At 35.2% G+C, this 24321-nt stretch carries 22 protein-coding genes; 15 read left to right on the top strand and 7 right to left on the bottom strand.

Going from position 1 to position 24321, the window contains the following annotated elements:
* Nucleotides 1–7: 7 nt before the first annotated feature.
* Both B5X51_RS11500 and B5X51_RS11495 read left to right on the top strand, forming a co-directional pair.
* The gene (locus B5X51_RS11500; RefSeq protein WP_079721327.1) at nt 8–1177 is read left to right on the top strand and encodes an MFS transporter; all 1170 of its coding nucleotides are present in this window, start codon (nt 8–10) and stop codon (nt 1175–1177) included.
* Between the two features lie 18 nt (nt 1178–1195).
* Nucleotides 1196–3685: a DUF5686 and carboxypeptidase regulatory-like domain-containing protein gene (locus B5X51_RS11495; RefSeq protein ID WP_079721326.1), complete on the top strand. Its 2490-nt coding sequence runs from the start codon at nt 1196–1198 to the stop codon at nt 3683–3685.
* Between the two features lie 321 nt (nt 3686–4006).
* On the opposite strand, the gene B5X51_RS11490 is transcribed toward B5X51_RS11495, so the two are convergent.
* The 4 genes from B5X51_RS11490 to ruvX all read right to left on the bottom strand — a co-directional run bounded on the left by B5X51_RS11490 (nt 4007) and on the right by ruvX (nt 6052).
* On the bottom strand, nt 4007–4441 hold the full coding sequence (locus B5X51_RS11490) for a DUF5606 family protein (RefSeq protein ID WP_079721325.1): 435 nt from the start codon (nt 4439–4441) through the stop codon (nt 4007–4009).
* Between the two features lie 154 nt (nt 4442–4595).
* Nucleotides 4596–5186, bottom strand: coding sequence for a peptide deformylase (gene def, locus B5X51_RS11485; RefSeq protein ID WP_079721324.1), 591 nt, complete (start codon nt 5184–5186; stop codon nt 4596–4598).
* A 185-nt stretch (nt 5187–5371) separates the two neighbouring features.
* Nucleotides 5372–5590, bottom strand: coding sequence for a four helix bundle protein (locus B5X51_RS11480; RefSeq protein ID WP_079721403.1), 219 nt, complete (start codon nt 5588–5590; stop codon nt 5372–5374).
* A gap of 54 nt (nt 5591–5644) precedes the next feature.
* Nucleotides 5645–6052, bottom strand: a complete 408-nt coding sequence (gene ruvX / locus B5X51_RS11475) for a Holliday junction resolvase RuvX (RefSeq protein ID WP_079721323.1) — start codon at nt 6050–6052, stop codon at nt 5645–5647.
* A 93-nt stretch (nt 6053–6145) separates the two neighbouring features.
* Here ruvX and B5X51_RS11470 point away from each other — a divergent pair, with 93 nt between their 5' ends.
* The 4 genes from B5X51_RS11470 (at nt 6146) to B5X51_RS11455 (ending at nt 10345) form a co-directional block, all read left to right on the top strand.
* Entirely contained in the window at nt 6146–6961 is an 816-nt protein-coding gene (locus B5X51_RS11470; protein WP_079721402.1) for a 2,3,4,5-tetrahydropyridine-2,6-dicarboxylate N-succinyltransferase, read from the top strand.
* Nucleotides 6962–7004: 43 nt separating this feature from the next.
* The gene (locus tag B5X51_RS11465; protein WP_079721322.1) at nt 7005–8150 is read left to right on the top strand and encodes a glycosyltransferase family 9 protein; all 1146 of its coding nucleotides are present in this window, start codon (nt 7005–7007) and stop codon (nt 8148–8150) included.
* Nucleotides 8147–9211 (top strand): CDP-glycerol glycerophosphotransferase family protein, encoded by a 1065-nt coding sequence (locus tag B5X51_RS11460; protein WP_079721321.1) that lies wholly within the window; start codon nt 8147–8149, stop codon nt 9209–9211. Before B5X51_RS11465 ends, B5X51_RS11460 begins: the two co-directional genes overlap by 4 nt.
* A 144-nt stretch (nt 9212–9355) precedes the next feature.
* Nucleotides 9356–10345, top strand: coding sequence for a Stealth CR1 domain-containing protein (locus tag B5X51_RS11455; RefSeq protein ID WP_079721320.1), 990 nt, complete (start codon nt 9356–9358; stop codon nt 10343–10345).
* A gap of 144 nt (nt 10346–10489) precedes the next feature.
* Here the strand turns inward: B5X51_RS11455 and B5X51_RS11450 are convergent, their stop codons facing one another.
* Both B5X51_RS11450 and B5X51_RS11445 read right to left on the bottom strand, forming a co-directional pair.
* Nucleotides 10490–11338: a glycosyltransferase gene (locus B5X51_RS11450; protein WP_079721319.1), complete on the bottom strand. Its 849-nt coding sequence runs from the start codon at nt 11336–11338 to the stop codon at nt 10490–10492.
* A 271-nt stretch (nt 11339–11609) separates the two neighbouring features.
* On the bottom strand, nt 11610–12377 hold the full coding sequence (locus B5X51_RS11445) for a lipopolysaccharide kinase InaA family protein (protein ID WP_079721318.1): 768 nt from the start codon (nt 12375–12377) through the stop codon (nt 11610–11612).
* 185 nt (nt 12378–12562) lie between these two features.
* On the opposite strand from B5X51_RS11445, the gene B5X51_RS11440 reads away from it, so the two are divergent.
* The 6 genes from B5X51_RS11440 (at nt 12563) to B5X51_RS11415 (ending at nt 18903) form a co-directional block, all read left to right on the top strand.
* A complete protein-coding gene (locus B5X51_RS11440; protein WP_079721401.1) occupies nt 12563–13678 on the top strand; it encodes a glycosyltransferase family 4 protein in 1116 nt (371 codons plus the stop codon).
* Complete coding sequence (locus B5X51_RS11435) at nt 13665–14234, top strand: L-threonylcarbamoyladenylate synthase (protein WP_079721317.1); 570 nt, start codon at nt 13665–13667, stop codon at nt 14232–14234. The genes B5X51_RS11440 and B5X51_RS11435 overlap by 14 nt, the downstream gene beginning before the upstream one ends.
* Nucleotides 14235–14427: 193 nt before the next feature.
* On the top strand, nt 14428–15861 hold the full coding sequence (locus B5X51_RS11430; RefSeq protein ID WP_245828745.1) for a CCA tRNA nucleotidyltransferase: 1434 nt from the start codon (nt 14428–14430) through the stop codon (nt 15859–15861).
* Nucleotides 15862–15975: 114 nt separating this feature from the next.
* Complete coding sequence (locus B5X51_RS11425; protein WP_079721315.1) at nt 15976–16989, top strand: COX15/CtaA family protein; 1014 nt, start codon at nt 15976–15978, stop codon at nt 16987–16989.
* Nucleotides 16990–17040: 51 nt separating this feature from the next.
* The gene (locus tag B5X51_RS11420; protein ID WP_079721314.1) at nt 17041–17550 is read left to right on the top strand and encodes an IS1096 element passenger TnpR family protein; all 510 of its coding nucleotides are present in this window, start codon (nt 17041–17043) and stop codon (nt 17548–17550) included.
* A gap of 294 nt (nt 17551–17844) precedes the next feature.
* Nucleotides 17845–18903, top strand: a complete 1059-nt coding sequence (locus tag B5X51_RS11415; RefSeq protein WP_079721313.1) for a nucleoid-associated protein — start codon at nt 17845–17847, stop codon at nt 18901–18903.
* Between the two features lie 213 nt (nt 18904–19116).
* Here B5X51_RS11415 and B5X51_RS11410 read toward each other — a convergent pair whose 3' ends face one another.
* Entirely contained in the window at nt 19117–20187 is a 1071-nt protein-coding gene (locus tag B5X51_RS11410) for a hypothetical protein (RefSeq protein WP_079721312.1), read from the bottom strand.
* A gap of 94 nt (nt 20188–20281) precedes the next feature.
* Here B5X51_RS11410 and B5X51_RS11405 point away from each other — a divergent pair, with 94 nt between their 5' ends.
* The 3 genes from B5X51_RS11405 to uvrB all read left to right on the top strand — a co-directional run bounded on the left by B5X51_RS11405 (nt 20282) and on the right by uvrB (nt 24239).
* Nucleotides 20282–21187 (top strand): ABC transporter ATP-binding protein, encoded by a 906-nt coding sequence (locus B5X51_RS11405; RefSeq protein WP_079721311.1) that lies wholly within the window; start codon nt 20282–20284, stop codon nt 21185–21187.
* Nucleotides 21187–22023, top strand: a complete 837-nt coding sequence (locus tag B5X51_RS11400) for an ABC transporter permease (RefSeq protein WP_079721310.1) — start codon at nt 21187–21189, stop codon at nt 22021–22023. Before B5X51_RS11405 ends, B5X51_RS11400 begins: the two co-directional genes overlap by 1 nt.
* A 206-nt stretch (nt 22024–22229) precedes the next feature.
* Nucleotides 22230–24239 carry an excinuclease ABC subunit UvrB gene (gene uvrB, locus B5X51_RS11395; protein ID WP_079721309.1) on the top strand — a complete coding sequence of 670 codons (2010 nt, stop codon included), beginning with the start codon at nt 22230–22232 and terminating at the stop codon, nt 24237–24239.
* The last annotated feature ends 82 nt before the right edge of the window (nt 24240–24321 follow it).

Raw genomic sequence — 24321 nt, 5'->3', positions numbered from 1 at the left:
ATCCTGAATGAAGCCGGCAAAACAAATTTTACCAATAATTGTTTTTTCCCAGTTTTGCTGTACCTCGCTTTGGTTTGCCGGAAATGCGGTAATGCCAGAGCTTTACCTCAACTTTAATTTGAATGAAAAAGCGCTAGGGCATTTGACTTCGGCGGTTCAGTTTGGTTTTATTTTAGGAACGCTCATTTTTGCTTTTTTAAGCCTGGCTGATAGATTTTCTCCCTCAAAACTCTTTTTTATTTCTGCTGTCTTTGGTTCGATCTTTAACCTGGGAGTAGTTCTGGAAAACAATAATTTAAACACTTTACTTCTACTGCGCTTTCTCACCGGATTTTCTTTAGCAGGAATATACCCAGTAGGGATGAAACTCGCCGCCGATTATTATAATAAAGGCCTGGGAAAATCACTTGGATACCTGGTAGGTGCATTAGTTTTAGGAACTGCTTTCCCACACTTTTTAAAAACTTTTACCGGAATGGAAGATCTTCCCTGGCGTTGGGTAATTATAGCGACTTCCTTGTTCGCATTTCTGGGCGGACTTTTAATTTTACTCTTTGTCCCAAATGGTCCTTTTAGAAAAGCAAAGGGAAAGTTCAATTTCAATGCGGTTTTCAGGGTCTTCGGCAATAAAAAGCTCCGCAGCGTAGCTTTTGGATATTTTGGCCATATGTGGGAGCTATATACTTTCTGGGCTTTTGTTCCTATTATCCTGGCTACTCATAAGCTTTCATTTCCCACAAGCGATTTTGATGTTCCCTTTTGGTCATTTATTATCATAGGCATTGGCGGACTTTCTTGTGTTGCGGGAGGTTATATTTCGGAAGTTCTTGGAGTTAAAAAAACTGCGACTACAGCTTTACTCTTATCAGGAATATGCTGCATCGCTTTTCCTTTTATTTTCTTGCAAGCTTCAGCAGCGGTTCTTATTAGCTTTTTATGCTTTTGGGGAGTTGTAGTTATAGCAGATTCTCCCCTATTCTCCACCCTGGTTGCCAGTAATGCTCCACCGGAAATTAAAGGAACAGCACTCACCATAGTAAATTCAATAGGTTTTGCCATTACTATTGTAAGCCTTCAGTTAATCAATTATTTGCATCAAATAGAACCAGTTTACAGTTTAAGTTTACTTGCCATTGGACCGGCACTTGGTTTATTTGGCATTATTAGAAAACATTAATAAAATCAATTCATCATCATGTATCACAAATTCCTCATCATTTTTCTTATTTTTTCATCATTTAATTTAACCGCACAAATTACCGGGAAAGTTACCGATACCGAAAATAAGATACTTCCTTACGTAAATATTTATACGGAAAGCGGAAAATTCGGAACCACTTCTAATGAAAACGGTGTTTACGAATTAAAAATAAATAGACCTGGAGACTACGATCTAGTATTTCAATTTTTGGGCTATCAAACACAGAAGAAAACTGTTTCTATTGAAGAATTTCCATATCAATTAGACATAAGTCTGAAACCTGAAACCACCAGTTTAGATGAAGTAAACATTTCTTCCGGGGAAAATGCGGCAAACGCCATTATTAGGAAATCCATTGATTTTAGAAAGCGAAATGCTGAAAAATTAGAGGCCTATACCGCAGATTATTATTCCCGTGGATTATGGCGAATTAAAAATGCCCCGGAGAAAATACTTGGCCAGGAAATTGGCGATCTTGGGGGAGGACTGGATTCTACCCGAAGCGGAATCGTTTACTTAAGCGAAACTATTTCTGAAATTTCTTATAAAAGACCAGACGATTTTAAAGAAAAGATAATTGCTTCTAAAGTAAGCGGTGACGATAATGGTTTCAGTTTAAACTCCGCCCAGGAATCTTACTTTTCGTTTTACGAAAACACCATTGAGATTAATAGCGAAATGGTTTCACCTATTGCCGAATACGCTTTTAATTACTACAAATATAAGTTAGATGGAACTTTCTACGATAAAAATGGAAACCTCATCAACAAGATAAAAGTGAGTCCGAAGCGGGAAAAAGACCGTGTTTTTTCAGGACATATTTATATTGTAGAAGACCTGTGGCAAATTTTTGGCGTAGAACTACAAACTACTGGACAGGCCGTGCAAGTGCCGCCAATTGAAACTTTAGATTTCAAACAAAATTACCGGTTTTCAGAAGAAAATGGTTTTTACATTCAAATTTCACAAACCGTAGATTTTCAATTTGCGATGTTTGGAATTTCCGGAGATGGGCGTTTCACAGCGGTTTACAGCAATTACAATTTTGAACCTGAATTCAATAAAAACAGTTTTGGCAGAGAGATTATGTCTTTTGCAGAAGCAGCGAATAAAAAAGATTCAACCTATTGGCAAAAGTTGCGCCCGGTGCCGTTAACCGATGAGGAAATTAAGGATTATGTAAAAAAGGACAGTATTCAAACCGTAAGAAATTCCAAGCCTTACAAAGACTCTATTGATGCGGTTCGAAATAAATTCAACTTAACCGCTCCAGTTTTTGGTTATTCCTGGCAGGATTCCTTTAAAGACAGGTATTTTAATATAAGTTCTCCACTAATGGGCACGCATTTTAATACCGTGCAGGGCTGGAATACTTCTACCACAATTTCTTATAGACAAAATGATGCTGAAGACGAGAACTCCGGGAAATTCTGGCGTTTATATTCCACGCTTAATTATGGTTTTAGTGATGAGCGCTTTAGGATTAAGGGAGGTTTTCAGAAGCAATTTAATAATTCCAGTAGACCGGTTTTAAAAATTTCGGGCGGAATTGAAACCGCACAAATTAACGATAGAACTCCAATTTCGGAACGATTAAACGATATTACTACTATTTTTTTTGAACGCAATTACCTCAAACTTTACGAACGTTCTTTTGCGGAAATCGCTTATCAACAGGAAATTTCTAACGGACTCTATTTTTTCGGAGAATTTAGTTTTGAAAACAGAAATCCATTATTCAACAGAACTGACCAGGTAATTATTGCTAATGATGGAGTGCAATACACTTCCAATAATCCCTTACAACCTGAGAATTTTGGTTATGCCCCTCTCAGGGAGCACAATATTTTTAAACTAAATCTTAATACCAGAATAAGATTCGGGCAAAAATATATGAGCTATCCCAGCGGAAAATTCAATATTAACAACGAAAAATATCCAACGTTATATTTAGGCTACGAGAAAGGTTTTGGTGCCAGTATAGAAGCATATAATTTCGATCAATTTAAAGCCTCGCTTACACAACAGCTTAAACTAGGCAACAAAGGTGAATTTGGTTATAATTTAAATGGGGGAACTTTTTTAAATGTCGAAGATATGGCCTTTCTAGACTACCGCCACTTTATTGGTAACCAAACCAGGGTGAATAATGGCTTTAGCAATTTATCCAGATTCAACCTCCTACCCTATTATGCGATGAGTAGCAATAAAACTTATGCTGAAGCTCACGCCGAACACGATTTTAAAGGTTGGGTTTTGGGAAAGATCCCATTTTTAAATCAGTTGAATTATAACCTTGTAATTGGTGCCCATGCGCTGTATACCGAAAACAGCAAACCTTATTCTGAATATTCGGTAGGAATTGATAATCTTGGATTTGGAAAATACAGACTGCTAAGATTAGATTATGTAGTTTCCAATATAGATGGACAGCGGGAAGGAGCCTTTATCTTTGGATTAAAGTTTCTGGGGGTTTTGGATTAAAAGCCCCCTAACCTCCCGAAGTAAATTCGGGACAGGCTCCGAGAGGGGAACTCAAAATTATAAAAAACCCAGGGGTATTCTGCCACGAACACTAAATCAACTTTAATATTATCCCAGAAAACGTAATTTTAAGGCATTAAAAAACCTCACAATTTTCGAGACTGTGAGGTTTAAAATAGTAAACTATCTCGGGGCAAGCCCACGAGGCATTCATTGGAAACAAATTTTTAATTTCGAGGCAAGCCCCGCGGTATTATACCCTTTGGCGGTGCCAATAAATTAGCTCCTCTCCTTTTGGGAGAGGCGGGGGTGAGGGCTTTACTATTCTTCTTCGCCAGAATTATCCTTTTCTGCCGATGTTTCTTCCTCGGTAGAGAAATCTGTAATACCGTTTTTAATAAGTAGGTTGTACCACTGAAAGATTTTTTTCATATCACTGGTATAAACACGATCTACATCATAATCTGGCAGAATTTCGGCAAAATAATTCTCTAATTCAGTTTTATTAGATTTGTGATTAATCGCTTCTCCTCCATCTTCTTTTTCTTTTATCTTTTCAAAGATTTCCGCAAGCGGAACTTCTTCGGTATACGTATAAATGGCAATCTCGCTTAATAGACTTACATTATGACGTATATTTACCGCCATTTTCTTTCCATCAGGAATTGATTTTACAATAAATCCGCCACGGCTTTGCGCGGTAAGTTCGTATAAACCGGGTTTTCCCGAAATCGCTAATATTTTATCTAATCCCATATTATGTTTTTAATCCCTCAAAGAGAGTTTTGTTATCTTAAGCTTAGCACTAAATTCTAAAATACTTTTTTCCACTTTTACCTCGAAACCTTATTTCCAGGGTTTTGATTTTAGGCTGGCAAATATCAGCTGCCAGAACTAATTATCAAAGTGATTACCGCCCTTTTTTCATTTCAGGAAAACGCATTTTATACTCAATTTTAATTTTCCCTTTTGAAATACTGGCGAGTTTACCTTTTAGCAAACGCTTTTTTAAACTGGATAGTTTATCGGTAAATAGAATGCCTTCAATATGGTCGTATTCGTGCTGAATAACCCTGGCTGCCAGTCCTGTAAAAGTCTCCCGATGTTCCTTGAAATTTTCGTCCTGGTATTCTATAACAATTTTAGGTTTTCTAAAAACGTCTTCCCTAATTTCAGGAATACTTAAACAGCCTTCGTTGAAAGCCCATTCATCTCCTTCTTCCTCTACAATCGTCGGGTTAATAAAAACTCTTTTTAGCTTTTTAAGTTCTTCCCGCTCCTGTAATTGCAACTCTTCATCCTCTGCAAACGGACTGGAATCTACAAGAAACAACCGAATTGGGCGGCCAATTTGTGGCGCAGCTAAACCAACTCCAAAAGCATTATACATGGTTTCCCACATATTTTCTATTAACTCATCTAGTTTTGGGTAATCTTCCGGGATTTCTTTACATTTTTTTCGTAAAACCGGATCTCCATAAGCTACAATTGGTAAAATCATTCTTCTTAGAATTTATATTTTATAATGAATAATTTATAATATCATTTCCCGGAATTCTGGTTTCTTACCGCCGTGATTCTAGACGCGATAAAGATCGATGTCAACTCTTTGGCTTCAATTATCAATTCCTTTGAATCTTTCTCATTTAGCAGATCTTCATCTTTCGCGAATTCTATCCAGAAAATTCATTCATCAGCTTCTTCAATTACTATTCCTAGTTTTGAAATAAAAGCTTTTTTTGATTGTCCTAAACATGCGGCCCTATAATTCGCTGGAACCGAAGTACTACATCTAATTAACTGACCCTCAATATGGCTTCCTAATTTATTTTTTGGAAGATTTATTGCTAGTTTTACGCATTTATGTGCAAAAACATTGGAACGATTAATTAAGTCAGTTTTCATTAAATTAAACAACTTAAATTATAAATTATTCAATAGGCATTATACATTTTAAGCTCACTCGTATAAATAAGTCTGCAGGATTATTGTAGCACTAACTTCATCTATAAGCGCTTTATCCCTACGTTTTTTCTTTTTTACACCGCTATCTATCATAGACTGAAAAGCCATCTTGGAAGTAAAACGTTCGTCTACTCTCTTAAAGGGCATTTCAGGAAATTTTTTACTGAAAATTTTTAAAAACTGCTGTATATAAACTTCTACTGCTGAAGCTGTATCATCTTTTTGTTTAGGCTCCCCTACCAACACCAGTTCTACTTTTTCCTCTTTAAAATATTTTTCAAGAAACTCCAGAAGCTCCGGGGTTTTTACAGTAGTTAATCCCGAGGCAATCATTTTAAGCTCATCGCTAACCGCAATACCGGTGCGTTTTGTCCCAAAATCAAGTGCCATAATTCGTGCCATCTTCAAATTTTGCGCAAAGGTAAGGTTTATATTGCTTTAGAACCAAAAATTAGCCTTAAGCTCTTATATTTGCTAAAAATCAAGAATAATACAATGGATCATTTAGAAGCAAAAATCAATGAAGCCTGGGAAAACCGGGATTTACTAAAAGATACAGAAACCATAAAAGCTATTCGCGAAGTTATTTCGCTATTAGACTCGGGAAAATTAAGAACTGCTGAACCTACCGAGAATGGCTGGAAGGTTAATGAATGGGTGAAAAAAGGAGTAGTACTTTATTTCCCAATCCAGCAAATGGAAACTTTGGAAGCAGGGATCTTTGAATATCATGATAAAATCCCTTTGAAGAGAGGTTATAAAGAAAAAGGAATTCGTGTGGTTCCCAATGCGGTTGCAAGACACGGAGCTTATATCTCCAGTGGTGTAATTATGATGCCAAGCTATGTAAATATTGGTGCTTATGTAGACGAAGGTACTATGGTTGATACATGGGCCACTGTAGGTAGCTGCGCTCAAATTGGTAAAAATGTTCACCTTAGTGGTGGAGTAGGAATTGGCGGGGTTTTAGAACCTCTACAAGCCTCTCCGGTTATTATAGAAGACAACGCATTTCTTGGATCAAGAAGTATCGTGGTTGAAGGTATTAAAGTTGAGAAAGAAGCTGTTTTGGGTGCCAATGTTGTGCTTACCGCCTCTACAAAAATTATAGATGTTACCGGAGATGAACCTAAAGAAATGAAGGGAATTGTTCCGGCAAGATCGGTAGTAATTCCAGGAAGTTATACCAAGAAATTCCCAGCCGGAGAATATAATGTTCCATGCGCTTTAATTATTGGAAAGCGTAAAGAGTCTACCAACAAAAAGACCTCCCTTAACGATGCATTACGTGAATACAATGTAGCGGTGTAGGTAGCCCCCTAACCCACGAAGGGGGTATTCAAAGATTCTTTTGATGAGAAAAGCTCGAGAAATAAGAGATAACGTGAATACACCTGACTCCTCCCCTTCGGGGAGGCCGGGAGGGGCTTTTATGAAAATACTTATAATTCAGCAAAAAATGATTGGGGATGTGCTCACATCCTCAATCTTATTTGAAGCCCTTCGGAAAAAATATCCGGATGCTGAATTACATTATTTAATCTATCCGCATACAAAACCAGTAGTAGAAAACAATCCTTTTATAGATAAGATTATTGAATATGCTCCGGGGATTGGAAAAAATCCTATAAAATTTTTGAAATTTTTGAGTTTTATTCGCAATGAATCTTATTCAGTAATAATTGATATTTACTCTAAAATAAGTTCAGGTATTATAGCCAGCTACTCTGGAGCGTCAATAAGACTTGGCTTTCAGAAAAATTATACCCGAGTATTTTATACACAAACCTTTACTTACAAAGAAAAACCTGAAACCAAGGGCGGACTTGCCATAGAAAATAGAATGCAGGTTTTAAAAGGTTTAGATCAAGAGTTCCCTAAAGAGCTAAAACCTAAGATTTATATTTCTTCGGAAGAAAAAGAAACCTTTAGAAAAAAACTTTTAAAGCAGGGCATCAGGATAGATCAACCAATGATTATGTGCGGCGTCTTAGGCAGTTCTACTATGAAATCTTATCCGGGTAATTATATGGCTAGCCTATTAGACGAACTAGTAAAGCATATCCCAAATGCTCAAATACTTTTTAATTATTTACCCTTCCAATACACTGAAGCGAAGAATATTTACAACCAGTGTAATCCTGGGACCCAATCTCAAATTTTCCTGAATATTTATGAAAGTTCTCTTAAGGGTTTTATTTTGAATGCTGCGAATTGCGACCTTTATTTTGGAAATGAAGGTGGAGCAGCAAATATTATGAAAGCCCTGGAAATACCTACTTTTTCAATTCACTCTCCAATTGTAAAAAAGAACTATTGGGCTATTTATGAAGATGATAAGAAGCATGTTTCAATTCATCTGGAAGACTTTCAGCCTCTTCTTTTTAAAAGTTGCCCATCTAAGTTTAGTAAACAGAAGAATGCCGCATTATACCAGAATCTAAATCCTGAACTCATTAAATTGAAATTAAGTGAGTTTTTTAAAAACCTCGAAATATGAATTATCGGTTTCTAATTTACATAAGCTATACCTATGCATTTCCCATTGGAGAGCCTTTGGAAAAAGAAATTAAAAAGCGTGGTTACGAAGTAAAATGGTTTGCTGATGAAGCAGACACTCAAGAAAAATTTAGTAAAGATAAAGCTGTTTTAAAAGATATTCAAGAGGCCATTGATTATAACCCTCATATTATTTTAAGCATAACCAACAGTATAGCCGATTTCCTGCCGGGTTTAAAAGTACAGGTTTTTCATGGGATCGCGCCCAGTAAACGTAATTTCAAAAAGGGTCACTTTAGAATTCGCGGATTTTTTGATCTTTACTCAACTCAAGGACCGTTTACTACACAACCTTTTCAAGAGTTACAGAAAAAATATCAACACTTTGAAGTGGTAGAAACCGGTTGGCCCAAACTAGACCCCTTGTTTCCGTTAGAAGAAATTCCGCGAGAAAAACCTACTATCCTAATTTCCTCTACTTTTAGTAAGAAACTGAGCTTAGCTTATAATGATGATGTAATAGATGAAATAAAGCGTATTTCTGAAATAGGAAAGTGGGAATTTAAAGTGGTATTACACCCAAAAATTCCAAAGGAACGAGTTCAGAAATTTAAAGATATTCAAGGTAAAAATCTCGCCTATTACGACACTACTGATTTGATTCCACTTTTTAGAGAAAGCGATGTATTATTTGCCGATTCCACTTCGGTAGTAACAGAATTTTTGCTTCAGGAAAAACCGGTGGTAACTTTTAGAAACACACAACCTGGAAAGCACTTACTTAATATCACCCAGGTTAATAAAATTGAAAATGCAATAGAAAATGCACTTGATCCAGATGTAAATTTACTTGAAGAAATACAGGAATTTAACAAAAACATGCATCCATACAAAGATGGTAAATCAAGTGAACGCTTAATAAATGCTTCAATAAAATTCCTCCACGCAGATAAGAGTCATCTAAAACCTAAACCCTTAAATTTTATTCGAAAACTAAAAGTTCGTAAAAACCTTAATTTCTATCCTCTAAAAACTTATCGAAAACCACCTACAATTAAATAGCTATTAAGTGACTTTAACATATTAAATTTGTCACGACTTTTTTTAATATTATAATTTAGCGTTTTATTAAAAGATAAAATAATCCTTATTTTTCAATAAATAATTCAAATTACAATCTAAATTACCGGGTTAAAATTACAAAGAATGAAAGAATCTCGAGAAAATTTTCAAGTTGATGCCGTTATAACCTGGGTGGATGGAAACGATAAAAATTGGCAGGAAAAAATAAATGCTCATTCTGAATCCAAAATAAATTTCTCTTCTGAAAACCATCTTAAAAGATACAATTCAATTGGAGAGATTGACATTGCAATTAAATCTATAATAAAGTTTGCGCCTTTTATTAGGAATATTTTTTTAGTAACCGATAATCAATCGCCTGAATCTTTTGATTCCCTAAAATCATTAGCTCAAAAGAAAGGTATGAACTTAGAACTGGTAGATCACGAAATTATTTTTAGGGGATTTGAAGAATATCTACCCACCTTCAACTCGTGTTCTATTATATCTATGTTGTATAGAATCCCCAACTTATCTGAGCACTTTATTATTTTTAATGATGATACTTTTGTAATGAAAGAAGTCTCCGTAGATGATTTCTTTATTAATGGAGAGCCAATAATAAGAGGTAAATGGCAAGCTTTCAATGAAGATAAAAAATTACGAAAATCCTATCATGAAATTTTAGACTTTTTAGATGTTCCTATTAAAAAAGATAAAATTAGTTTTAAGAAATTACAACAAAATAGTGCCAAATTGGCCGGGATGGATAAATATGTGAGACGTTTTCATACACCAGTTAGTGTGAGAAAATCAACCCTAACCAACTTTTTTGAAGAAGATTCTTTACTTAGACAGAATGTACAACACAGGTTTAGAAATCAAAATCAATTTCTGCTCTCTTCCTTATCCGAGCATCTGGAAATTAAAAATAACACTTATCATTACCGCAATTATTCGCAATTAACATACTTCCGATCTTATAAAAACGTATCGTCGACTAGTTTAAAGTTGAAGTGGTTTGAAAAAAACCAGAGGAAACTTTTTCTCACTTTTCAAACTCTGGATATGGCTAATCATAAAATATTAGATTATATATTAGATTGGATAGAAAAACGATTAAGTGAGAACTAAGATTTTTATAATGATGAAGTAATCTACTTCGGAGCAAGCTCACGAAGCATTAATATTGAAAAATATAATTTGATTTCGAGGCAAGCCTCGGAGCATTCAATCTCGATTATCGAGTAAAAAGTGAATTTATTTCTTCAACATGATTCAGAGATTTCTATAAAGTCCTAAAAAAGCCTTGAAATTTTTGTAAATTTCTTTAATAGATAACTTCAGTCTATTTTTAAAACTTAATAATCGCCATGAATTAAAACTCATTAAATCCCCCATAATCTCTGTTGTTCTTGCTTTAGAAATATTAAATTCATAGATCTTTTTGGGATCTATATTTCCATATCCCCAAAACTTATTTACTTTATTCTTAGAATGAATAATACTTAGCCAGAGTCTTTGGTTTTTTATTCTAACCAGGTTTTTTTCATATTTCCAGGAGCCATGACGATTTCGAAACCAAACAGTCTTAAAATTATCCTTTCTTTCTATAAGGCTAATAAATGGATTGTTTAATTTTCTTAAAACGCCCATTCGTGTGTTCTTCCCGGTTTCTAAAGTATACCCATCAATTATATCAAGAGCTTGATGCTCTTGTTTGTTAAAATAACTTTGTACAACCTTTGTGTAATTCTCATGAATACAATCGTCGTTATCTAGCCTTGAGGTAATAATATATTTTTGGGAATCCAGATTATTAATAGCTTTTACAATTTCTGGCAAGAAATTGTTCATGCCATCAATAAAAATTGGAACAAAATTCACATAATCACTTTTGTAATCTTCAACTTTCTGCTTATAGACTTCAGGAGTATTAATATCAAAAAAAACTAACCATTTGAAGTTTTGATTAGTTTGGTTTTTTACCGATGTAAAACAATAATTTTCAAACAAATCAAAGCGTTCTTCTAACCATTCATCGGTTAGCACTGCTTCTTTATTCTTTGTAGTAGTCCAATCTTCTGCTCGTAAATTAAAACGTGTTAGAATATAGTGTTGAAACATTATTGTAAATTATAAATGACTATTTCAAATTTAAAATCTCCCTCAATTTTTTGAGCTAAACATTTTTAATTTTTATTAATAACTACGCTTATAAAGAAATAATTTATTTTCATATTTAAAGAGCTGATTCTAAGTTTTGGTAATACTGCCAAAAAGATTCTAAGAGCCCTTGATGCCTTTTCAATGAAATATCAATCCTTAAATATCATATTACAACTACTAAAATAATAATTTAGAAACCTCAGGACAAAGACCTTAAATTCTTATCGAGTTATTTAATTCCTAAAAGATTTTTAAATTTCTGTTTTAATTTTCGGTTTTTTCCGCGATTAACGAAAAAAGAATGAGCAAAAAACCACATTTTCTTAAACACCTCATTTTTAGACCTCCCAATAAGTTCAGCGTATTCTTCAGCCATAATTTCAATCTTTTCATTATCTGAAGTGAGCCGGGCAAAATTCTTCATCCGCTCAGTGAAATTAAGCGGTTTAAAATTCATTCTATTTAAATCTACCAGGTAGAATTGGTAATCGCCATTATTAAGACAAATCAAAGTATTGCCGGGACTATGATCTAAAAACTCTATATTGTTTTCGTGCAGGTTAAAGGTGAACCGGGTAAAAGCACGCAAAATATCTTCATGCCCGGGTACAGCTAAATCCAGATCTCTAAAAGTAAGGTCATAATCCAAATGTTCGCTTATATAAAAACTTTTAGTTAGGGCTCCTTTACTGGTCTCTTCTGCGAAAGCGATAGGTTTAGGCGTTCCTACCCCCTTTTTAATCAGTTTTTCTGCAAATTTAAATGAGCGTTCTGCTTTAGATTCTCTAAAAAGTACATAAACATACCTATTGATGTAATTAGGCTGTTTAAAAGATTTAATATTGAATTTCCTGCCCTCTTTTTCAACTATTTTAATATGATTTCTGCGGTTTTTTTTTCCTGCAAAAAAAGATTTGCCTATAGAATTAAAATTCAATAGAATTTCTTCAATTTTCTTCTTAGATAACTTATGATATTTTGAAATGAATATCTTCATCAACTTATAAAATTAAAGTTCTTATTAAAAATTCCCGCCTGTGGAATTAGACAAGTATAATACCCAAATATCGCAGTCTAAATTAGTATTTTTGCGATCGCATTAGAGATTGCCTAATCAAAAACTTAGGTTTATAGTAATTGGCAAATATAACCATTGCATCAACGAATAAAGAGAAAGACCTAATGAAAATCCTTCATGTATCGGCAGTAAAAAGTTGGGGAGGTGGTGAAAACCAAATAGAACTGTTGTTTGAAGAGTTCAAAAATAATTTTCAAGAAGTAAAAAATCTTATTCTTTGTGTGAAAGATGGTCTATTTTATAAGAAACTAAAGCGCAACAACTTAAGTTTCAAAACAGCACCACTTAGTTTTAATTTTGATCTTAGATACAGTCTAAAAATCATTAAAATCTGCAAAGAAGAGCGCATAGATCTTATTCATATTCACGATCCTAAAGCTCTATCACTGGTGATTTTAGCCGATAATTTTTATAGTTTACCTCCAATGGTTTTTAGTAAAAAAACCTCTTTTCCTATTAAAAACAGAAAGCAAACACTTTATAAATACAACCATCCTAAACTGAAACGTATCCTATGCGTTTCTAAAAAAAGCAGAGATATAGCTGCGGAAAAAATTAAAGATGAAGGTCGTTTAAAAAATATCTATCACGGAGTTTCGATTGAAAAACAAAAAAAGCTAACTGCAAAATTTAATCTTCGCGAAAAACTTGAGTTGAAGGAAGATGTTATCCTTGTTGGAAATATTGGAAATCATATTCCCGCTAAAGACCTGACCACTTTTATTGAAACCGCTGAAAAAATAGTTAAGCAGCAAAAAAAACTGAAATTTCATTTTGTCCAAATTGGTCATTTTACGGCTGAAACGCCCCCTTTACTTAAATATCTCACTTCAAATAAGTTAGAATCACATATTAGTTTTTTAGGTTTCCAGGAAAATGCATCAAGCTTAATCCCTCAATTAGATTTTTTATTACATACCTCAATTTCAGAAGGGGTCCCTAACGTGATCTATGAAGCTTTCTATCATAAAACTCCTGTTATATCCACAAATGTGGGCGGAATTCCCGAAATTGTGACCCATATGGAAAATGGGCTTTTAGCTGATGCTAAAGACGCTGAAAAATTAGCCGAACTCTTACTATTTTTGCAGGAAAACAAAACGCTAATTTCTCGATTCACTGAAAATGGCCATAAAAAATTGGTAGAAAATTTTACCACAAAACAAATGGCTCAACAAACACTACTAGAATACAAAAACGTCCTTTATGGAAGATATTAAAACCGAAATGCAAAACGCCCTGGCAACCCTAAAACGTGGCGGCATTATACTCTATCCTACCGATACTGTTTGGGGAATTGGCTGTGACGCCACCAATGCTGAAGCCGTAGAAAAAGTGTACGCGCTTAAAAAACGAAAGGAAAGTCAGGCATTGATTTGCCTGGTTTCAGACTATAAAATGTTAAACCAATTTGTAGAAGACGTACCGGAAGTAGCTTACGATATTTTAAAATTTGCTCGAAAACCAACAACAATTATTTATGACGATCCAATTAGAGTAGCAGAAAATTTAATTGCTGATGATAATTCTTTGGCAATTAGAGTTTCTAAAGATAAATTCAGCAATGATTTGGCAAAAAGATTTCGGAAACCAATCGTTTCTACCTCGGCAAACATTAGTGGTAAAAAAACACCCGGATCCTTCGCTGAAATTAGTCCCGAAATTTTAGAAGGTGTGGACTATGTGGTAAATTTGCAAAAAAATAAAAAATCGGCTAATCCTTCCGCCATCATCAAGTTAAGTAACGATGGTAAGGTAAAAGTGATTAGGAAATAATAGCGAAAAGTTTATTAATGAGTTTGTCGGAAACTTTTTTACGTCAAGCTGAACTTGTTTCAGCTTCTAAGATCTTAGATTTATCAAATTAGATCCTGAAACAAGTTCAGGATGACGTCCAAATTTCTAGTTTCAATGTGTTTAGCAATGAAACCGAGTTTTAAAAGCTTAGGTTTCAAAAGAAATTAAAATAGTGAAGAATTATAAAGGCGCTTTATCCCATAATATATTCAGGGTCATCACCCAGGCCTCAGAAGAAATAAAACTTGAAAGCTATGTTATTGGCGGCTTTGTTCGTGATCATATTTTACAGCGGGGAGAGCCAAAAGATATTGACATTGTTGCGGTAGGAAGCGGCATTGAACTTGCAAAAAAAGTAGCTCAAATACTCCCGCATAAACCAAAGGTTCAGATTTTTAAAAACTATGGCACGGCAATGCTGCGCGCTTATGATATGGAAATAGAGTTTGTAGGTGCGCGTAAAGAAAGTTATCAAAAAGACAGTCGTAAACCCATTGTGGAAGACGGTAGTTTGGAAGACGACCAAAATCGTCGCGATTTCACCATAAATGCGCTGGCGCTTGGCTTGAATGAAGAAAACTTCGGAAATCTTTTAGATCCTTTTAATGGCATTGAAGATCTCAATTCTAAACTCATCAAAACTCCTTTAGATCCTGATATCACCTATTCTGATGATCCCTTGCGGATGTTACGCGCTATTAGATTTGCAACGCAGTTAAATTTTAAGATTGAAAAAGAATCTTTAGATGCCATTACAAGAAACAAGAAACGCATAAAGATTATTTCAAAAGAAAGAATTACCGACGAATTACATAAAATTATGATGGCTGAAAAACCTTCAAAAGGATTTTCGCTATTACATAAAACCGGATTACTCCATATTATTTTACCAGAACTTACTGCGCTGGAAGGCATAGATGAAATTGAAGGCCAGAAGCACAAAGACAATTTTTGGCACACTTTAGAAGTGGTAGATAATATTGCCAAAAACACCGATGATCTCTGGCTGCGTTGGGCTGCTTTACTACACGATATTGGGAAAGCGCCTACTAAAAAGTTTCATAAGAAGATTGGTTGGACTTTCCATGGACATGAGTTTGTGGGCGCAAAAATGGTTTTTAAACTGTTTAAACGCCTTCGCCTTCCGCTTAATGATAAAATGAAATACGTGCAGAAATTGGTTTTAATGAGTTCGCGTCCAATCGCTATTGTGGACAACGATGTGACCGACTCTGCGGTACGCCGACTTATCTTTGACGCGGGTGAAGATATTGAAGACTTGATGACGCTTTGTGAGGCCGATATCACCACTAAAAACCCAAATCGTTATAAAAAGTACCACAATAACTTTAAAGTGGTTCGCACCAAAATGAAAGAGGTTGAAGAACGTGACCACGTTCGCAATTTTCAGCCTCCTGTTACTGGTGAAGAGATTATGGAAACTTTTAATATTAGACCCTCCCGCGAAATTGGTATTATAAAAGACACCATTAAAGAAGCAATCCTGGAAGGTGAAATTCCAAACGAGCACAAAGCCGCAAGGAACTTAATGCTGAAAAAAGGAAAAGAACTCGGGTTAACAGCTGCTGATAGTTTTAAAAATTAAATAAATAAGAGATGCAAAACATTAATTAAACTTAAAATTATATTTCAAATTTACACTGACTAGTTATCAAAAAATTTACTAATAAAAGTGGTTTTATAAATACATTATATTCAGATGAAAGACAATAAGAAAGTAGTTTACTGGTTGTTTACGGGATGTATTCTTATTTTTATCATGGTAATTGTTGGGGGAATAACCCGCCTCACACATTCTGGCCTCTCCATATCCGACTATAAACTGGTAACGGGTACTATTCCTCCACTAAATGAGCAAGAATGGACAGAGACCTTTGAGCATTATAAGCTGTTTCCAGAATATCAAAAGAAAAATTATCATTTCACCTTAGAAGAGTTTAAAGACATCTACTTCTGGGAGTGGCTTCACCGTGTTCTCGGTAGATTTATTGGTATTGTTTTTATCGTTCCATTCTTATATTTTCTTATTACCAAACAACTTACCAAACCTACTATCAGAAAAACTATCATTCTACTGTTTCTAGGTGGTTTTCAAGGTTTTCTAGGTTGGTATATGGTAAAAAGTGGCCTGGTAGATATGCCAGATGTAAGCCATTACCGGTTGGCAGCCCACCTTGTAACTGCGTTTTTAACTTTTGCTTATACCCTTTGGGTGGCTTTAGATTTAATTTATCCACATAGAAATAGTATTGACAAAAGTTTTCGAAATCTGTTAAGATTTGGGATGGTTGTTCTTATTATTCAAATAGTATGGGGAGCTTTTGTAGCAGGACTTGATGCCGGACTTATACACAATTCCTGGCCGCTTATGGCAGACGGTAAATTAATTCATGAAACCGTATGGATTGAGCAAGAACCATTGATCATGAATTTTATAGAAGGTAAAAGTGGGGTGCAATTTGTACATAGATATATGGCCTATGCAGTGGTAGCTGTAATCCTTTACATTTGGTACAGATCAAAAAAATTAGCTTTGGAACACCGACACCCTGAAGCCATAAACACCTTGCTAATCTTACTTGTCCTTCAATTTCTCCTCGGTATATTTACCTTGATTTATCAGGTACCGGTTTGGTTGGGAGTGGCACACCAGGTAGGAGCATTTTTACTCCTGGCAGCCATGACCTATACACTGCATAGATTTACCAAATAACTTTCATTCTCATCTAAAAAATGTAACTTTGAAAGCTAAAAATTTGATATTATGGTTTACCGATTTAGAGTAATTCTTGATGCTGAGGAAGATGTATTTAGAGATATAGAAATACTACAGGAACACACCCTGGAAGATCTTCATAATACTATTTTACAATCATTCGGATTTGATGGTACAGAGATGGCTTCGTTCTATTTAAGTGATGAAAAATGGGAACAGGGCGAAGAATTTTCCCAATTTGATATGGGTGGTGAAGTTCGACTAATGAATGAAACCAGCCTGGAATCTATTTTAAATGAAGATAATAGAAATATTATCTATGTATACGATTTCCTGAAAATGTGGACTTTTCTAATTGAATTAGCCCAAATTGGAGAAATTGAAGATGGGCGGGATTACCCAAACCTTATGTTTGTTCACGGGCAAATTCCTGATGAAGCTCCAAATAAAGATTTTGTAGGGGAAGATGATGGTGATGCTGGTTCTGATGATATTTTTGACCAGGGCTACAACGCCAACGATTACGACGACCTTTCTTTTGATGAAAACTGGAATTAATTGCGAAGCAATTATCCCGAACTTGTTTGAGGATCTTTGACTAACATCATCCTGAATTTATTTCAGGATCTAAGTCGTTCATATTTCAATAAGAATCGTCATTGCGAACGGAGTGAAGTAATCTCCAACTTGAATTACCAAAATCTGACAGATTGCTTCTCCCGATTATTACCGGGATCGTAATGACAAATTGAAGTTAAATTTAATTCGCCACACATTACTAATAAACTAAGATTTCCGCCGCAGTTTATCCCGATATTTAACGGGACGGAAATGACCTAAATATCATACTGAATGATCAATCTTTTTAATGCGCAAATTGAATCCCTGTCTATTCACAGGGTTGGCAATAAAAGCCGGAATGAAAATATTTTTCTTTCTGCAGCTCCTTATCAATTGAATGATGAAATTACTCCTTTAATCAAGGAATATTTTCTAAAACCATTTAGGGAAAAAGAAGAAAACTATTTCCAATTTTCTCATGATACTGATATTGAATTCAATGAATTATACAATTTAGCAAACGCTGTTTTTGATAATCCAGAGAGCATTCACGAAGCCTCAAAGAAAATTACTACTTTGTTATTTGAGCAGTCTTCCCATCCGCATATTAAAAGTGGGGAAGTATACGTAGTACATTTCGAAAACCTTCAAATTGATAATGAAAAAGTTTCAGGAATTGGTATTTTTAAATCTGAATTAAAACACGATTTCCTTCAGTTTGAAGAAAATGGCAGTATCCTGGAAATGATTGTTAAGCAAGGAATCAATTTAAACAAATTAGATAAAGGTGCGCTTATTTTCAATAAAAACCGCGCTGAAGGTTATAAGATCCTCTCCGTAGACTCTAATAAATACGACACTAAATACTGGCTGGAAAACTTTCTTGGTGTTGATGTAATGCGAGATGAAAATTACAACACTAAAAGTTACCTAAACTTCTGTAAGAATTTTGCTAAAGACGTAGTTTTACCTGCGGAAGACAAAAAAGAAGAAGTGATGTTTATGAACCGTAGTATGGATTACTTCGCTAAAAACGATGACTTTGAAGAAAGTAATTTCTTGAATTCAGTGATAGATAATCCAGATTTGGTACCCGAATTTCAGCATTATAAAACCGAAAAAGCACCTAAATATAAAATTGAAGATCTTACCAATTTCCCAATTGCTAACAAAGCGGTTACAGATGCCCGTAAGAAAATTAAAAGTGTTATAAACCTTGATACGCACATCCAAATTAAAATGGATTTTGTAAATGCAGAATCTGCAGATAAGTTTGTGGAGAAAGGCTGGGATGAAGAAAAGCAAATGTATTATTACCTGGTTTATTTTAATAAGGAGGAAAAGAGTTAAGGTAATCTTCTAAAAATAATAGCCACGAATACACAAATAATATTAGTGAATTCGTGGCTTTTTTCTACTGTTTTTACATTAAAAAAGTTGTATAAAAAATTCTTAAAACCGTCATCCTGAACTCGTTTCAGGATCTAAGTTGTTAACCTTGTTAGAAGCTGAAACAAGTTCAGCTTGACGAAACTGTACTTTTCACACGACCTCTGACTTCTTTTAAGAACTTTCCAGCAAACGTTTCATATTCACATCTTCATAATTACGGCGTACAAAGTCTAAAGCAGTCCTTAGGATTTGCCCCATAGTACTGGCCCGTTTAAACTTCATATCGTTGGTGTATTTATAAAGATCTTTTCTTAAACTTTTTACATTGGCTTGGGTAGATACATGATCGTTTATCATGCAACGCAGTAATTCTTTATAGCGCGGGCGAGTGTTTATTATCCTTTTGGCAAGTAACGAACGTTCCTCTTTTCTATATTGTTCAATAGAGGATTCCTGAAGTTTTTCCTGTACCAGCTGCACCATTTTAAGGTTTTCTTTAAAGAATTGGGGCCTATACACTTTCAAATTTCCTTCAAAACACTGCTGATCAAAGTCAATTGCCCTAATTTGATATTCAACATGGTCAAAATCATGAGTAGGAATTACTACATAATTATAAGAGCGCATATCTCCTAACAATCTTACGGTACAACGTTCATTAAATTTCACAAACTGTTTTGCAATTTGGGTTTGCGCCCTATTATCGCAGGCTGGCAAATGATCTTCTATAAAAACATCTCCGGGAATACCGGCAATATGTTCTTCAATTAATGTGTCTTTATATACCAAAAAATTTATTCGGTGCGGGGAAAGCAAGTGTTCAAACTCGAGTCCGTAAATTCGGGAAGCATCGGCTTTTTTTACATAGAAATAAGTAAAACTATCATTTAGGATATTTCGCACTTTAATACGGAAAGGTTTTGAATTCCCAAAAGTGCAATAATCTATAGCATCAACGGTTAAAAATTCCAGCGAATCATCACTACCGTCAGAGTGCATAATGGTATACACCTGCTTTAGACTGTTATCAATTTCTTCTCGTTCAAAATCGGGATAATAACAACGCACCCAAAAAGTATCTTCTTCGTGCTGATCATAAACCACAACCGAGCCAGAAAAGCGCAATAAATCATCGTAAAAAACAGGGATTTTGGTGTTTCGGTTATGTTTGGCCAGATATCGGTTTAACCGCTCATTTACAGCAAATGATGGTTTTTTCTTAGACATCAGCTTTTCTTCCATATTATATCAGCTTTTCTTCAAAAATAAGCTTTCTAAGGCGAAATATGTAACAATTGTCTAACTTCGTCGTCATACTTTAAACTTTTCTTCAATTTTGGAAACAATTCTAAGTCTCAAAGACCTTACTAAAAAATATGGTGCATTAACCGCGGTAGACAACTTGTCTTTCACCATAAAAAAAGGCAATGTATATGGCATTTTAGGCCCTAACGGAAGTGGTAAATCTACCACACTTGGGATGGTGCTTAACGTGGTGAATAAAACCTCCGGTGAATTCGCCTGGTTTGGTGGCAATATTAAAACACACGAAGCTTTAAAAAAAGTGGGAGCTATAATTGAGCATCCCAACTTCTATCCCTATATGACAGCGGTTCAAAACCTGGCCCTGGTGTGTAAAATTAAGGATGTTCCCAAGGATAAAATTGAAGAGAAGCTGGAAATAGTAAACTTGCTGGATAGAAAAAACAGCAAATTCAGTACATTTTCTCTAGGTATGAAGCAGCGTTTAGCTATAGCTTCTGCCCTACTCAACGATCCGGAAATTCTTATTTTAGATGAGCCCACAAATGGCTTAGATCCCCAGGGAATTCACCAAATTAGAGAAATCATAAGGAAAATCGCAGCCGGAGGAACTACCATTTTACTCGCTTCGCATTTACTGGATGAAGTAGAGAAAGTTTGTTCTCACGTGGTTATTATAAGAAACGGTAAAAAACTTTATAGTGGTCCTGTAGATGCTATAAATGCCAGTCATGGTTTCTTTGAACTACAGGCTAAAAATATGCAGTTATTGCAAGAGTTACTTATTGCCCACCCGGGAATAGAAAATGTATCAGCAAAAAAAAATGTGGTAACGGCGATTCTTAAAGAGCCTATGGATGCTGAAACTATTAACGAATATCTATTTGAAAAAGGACTTTCACTTTCCTACCTGGTAAAACGAAAAGAAAGCCTGGAAGAACAATTCCTTGAATTAACCAATCAAACTCCATCTGCATAATGTTACGACTTTTAGAGATAGAATATCATAAATTACGATATAGCCGCTCGGCAAAAATACTGGTTCTCACCTATTTTATTTTAATAACATTTATTGCTTTAATAGCATCTATAGAATTTAACTTAGGTGCCATTAACTTTCGCGTAGCCGACCAGGGAATTTTTAATTTCCCGTATATCTGGCATTTTAATTCTTATATCGCCGCCTTGCTAAAATTGTTCCTGGCTATTGTAATTGTTTCCATGATGTCCAACGAATATACCAACCGGACACTAAAACAAAATTTGATTGACGGCCTTAGCAAAAAGGAATTTATAGCTTCTAAATTCTTAACCGTTATGGTATTTTCATTGGTTTCTACAATTTTCCTGTTTATTGTTTCCCTAATTTTAGGACTTTCATTTTCAGACTTTACAGAGGTTTCCATCATCTTTTCAGATATGGAATATATGATTGCCTATTTTGTAAAACTCACCGGTTTTTTTGCTTTTTGTATGTTTCTGGGCATTCTTATAAAACGTTCAGCCTTTGCGCTGGGTTTCCTATTTATTTGGTGGATATTAGAAAGTATTGTTTACGGAGTTTTAAAGTGGAAAGTATTCAGGGATTCTGAGATCGCTGATAACATTGCAAGATTTTTTCCGCTGGAATCTATGAGCAATTTAATTAAAGAACCTTTCTCAAGGCTGTCGGCGGTGCAAACAGCGGCGACACAAATAGGCTCTGAAATCGATAAAGATTATGGAATTCATTGGGATCAATTACTCATTGTACTAATATGGACTGTCATTTTTGTATTTTTATCCCACAAGCTCTTAAAAAAGAGAGATTTGTAACACCAAAAAATCCGTAATAAATCTTTATCTTTTTCAGATTTCACCCTAAAACGTTAAGGAAAACACGAAGAGTTTGAATAGGCAGGATTATTGATTAGTTTCGTGAGAATAAGCCGGTAAACTACCCCTGGGGCATTAAACAGAAAAATTTTTGTATTTCGAGGTAAGCCTCAGAACATTTAAATCTCGATTATCCAGTAACACGAATGAAGTTTAAAATAAAATCAGACTACAAACCCACCGGGGACCAGCCTAAAGCGATAGAGCAACTGGTAAGCGGGATTAATAACAACGAGCAGTACCAAACATTGCTTGGAGTTACAGGATCTGGAAAAACCTTTTCTGTAGCCAATGTAATTGAAGATGTGCAAAAACCTACCCTGGTCCTTGCTCACAATAAGACACTTGCTGCGCAGCTTTATTCAGAATTCAAACAATTCTTTCCGGATAATGCCGTGGAATATTTTGTGAGTTACTACGATTATTATCAACCGGAAGCTTTTATTCCTACTTCGGGGACTTATATTGAAAAAGACCTTTCCATTAATGAAGAAATTGAAAAACTAAGGCTTAGTACAACATCTTCGCTATTAAGCGGAAGACGAGATGTGATTGTAGTTGCTTCAGTTTCCTGTTTGTATGGTATTGGTAACCCTGTTGAATTCCGTAAAAATGTAGTTTCCATTGAACAGGATATGCAAATTTCCCGAACCAAATTTCTACATCAACTTGTTCAGAGTCTTTATTCCCGTACCGAAGCTGAATTCTCCCACGGAAATTTTAGAATAAAAGGAGACACGGTAGATGTTTTTCCAAGTTATGCTGATAATGCCTTCAGAATTCATTTTTTCGGAGATGAAATTGAAGAAATTGAAGCTTTTGATCCCGGCACAAATGATATTATTGAGAAATATGAACGGCTGAATATTTATCCTGCCAATATGTTTGTTACCTCGCCCGATGTGATGCAAAACGCCATTCATCATATACAGGACGATCTTGTAAAGCAAGTAGATTACTTTAGAGATATTGGCAAACATTTGGAAGCTAAACGCCTTGATGAAAGAACCAATTTTGACCTGGAGATGATTCGCGAGTTAGGCTATTGCTCTGGGATTGAAAATTACTCTCGATATCTTGACGGAAGGCAACCCGGCACGCGACCTTTCTGCCTTTTAGATTATTTTCCAGACGATTTTTTAATGGTAGTAGACGAAAGTCACGTGACCATTCCGCAGGTTCACGCCATGTACGGCGGAGATAGATCCAGGAAAGAAACCTTAGTAGAATATGGGTTTAGGCTTCCAGCTGCAATGGATAACCGACCGCTGAAATTCGAAGAATTTGAGGCCTTACAAAACCAGGTGATATATGTAAGTGCTACCCCGGCAGATTACGAATTACAAAAAACCGAAGGAGTTTATGTGGAGCAAGTGATTAGGCCAACCGGACTTTTAGACCCGGTGATTGAAGTACGCCCTAGCTTAAACCAAATAGACGATCTTATTGAAGAAATTCACACCAGGAATGAAAAGGATCAAAGAACATTGGTAACTACCCTTACCAAAAGAATGGCTGAAGAACTCACCAAATACCTCACCCGTATTGATATTAGGTGTCGTTATATTCATTCTGATGTAGACACGCTGGAGCGAGTAGAGATTATGCAGGATTTACGTCGCGGATTGTTTGATGTACTTATTGGGGTAAACTTACTAAGAGAAGGGCTGGATCTTCCTGAAGTTTCGCTAGTTGCAGTAATTGATGCCGATAAAGAAGGATTTTTAAGAAGTAATCGCTCGCTTACCCAAACCATTGGACGGGCAGCCCGTCACGTAGAAGGAAAGGCCATTTTGTATGCTGATAAGATTACTGATAGTATGCAAAAAACCATTGACCAAACCGAATATAGAAGGACAAAGCAGATAAATTATAATAAGGCAAACAATATTAGTCCTACCCCACTGGTTAAGAAACTTGAAAACAGCACGTTGATCAAAGAAAAACTGGATGTGTATGATGCCGAAAAACCACTGACAACCAAAGCTGCCGAAGCAGAAGTTGCTTATATGAGCAAACCTGATCTGGAAAAAAGAATTCGAGAGAAAAGAAAAGCGATGGAAAAAGCGGCTAAGGATCTTGATTTTATGGCTGCGGCAAAACACCGTGATGAAATAAAAATGCTTCAAAATAAAGTTAAGGAAGCACAGGACTAGGGAAATCCCTTATTATTGAACGATTTCACAAAGAAAGATTTTCAAAAAGTATATTTAAAAATCCAAAATACCGCTAGCTAAA

Source organism: Salegentibacter holothuriorum (genome assembly GCF_900168045.1).
Taxonomy (GTDB): Bacteria; Bacteroidota; Bacteroidia; order Flavobacteriales; family Flavobacteriaceae; genus Salegentibacter; species Salegentibacter holothuriorum.
The sequence above is the reverse complement of the archived record's forward strand: the minus strand, read 5'-3'. Positions and strand labels throughout refer to the sequence as shown.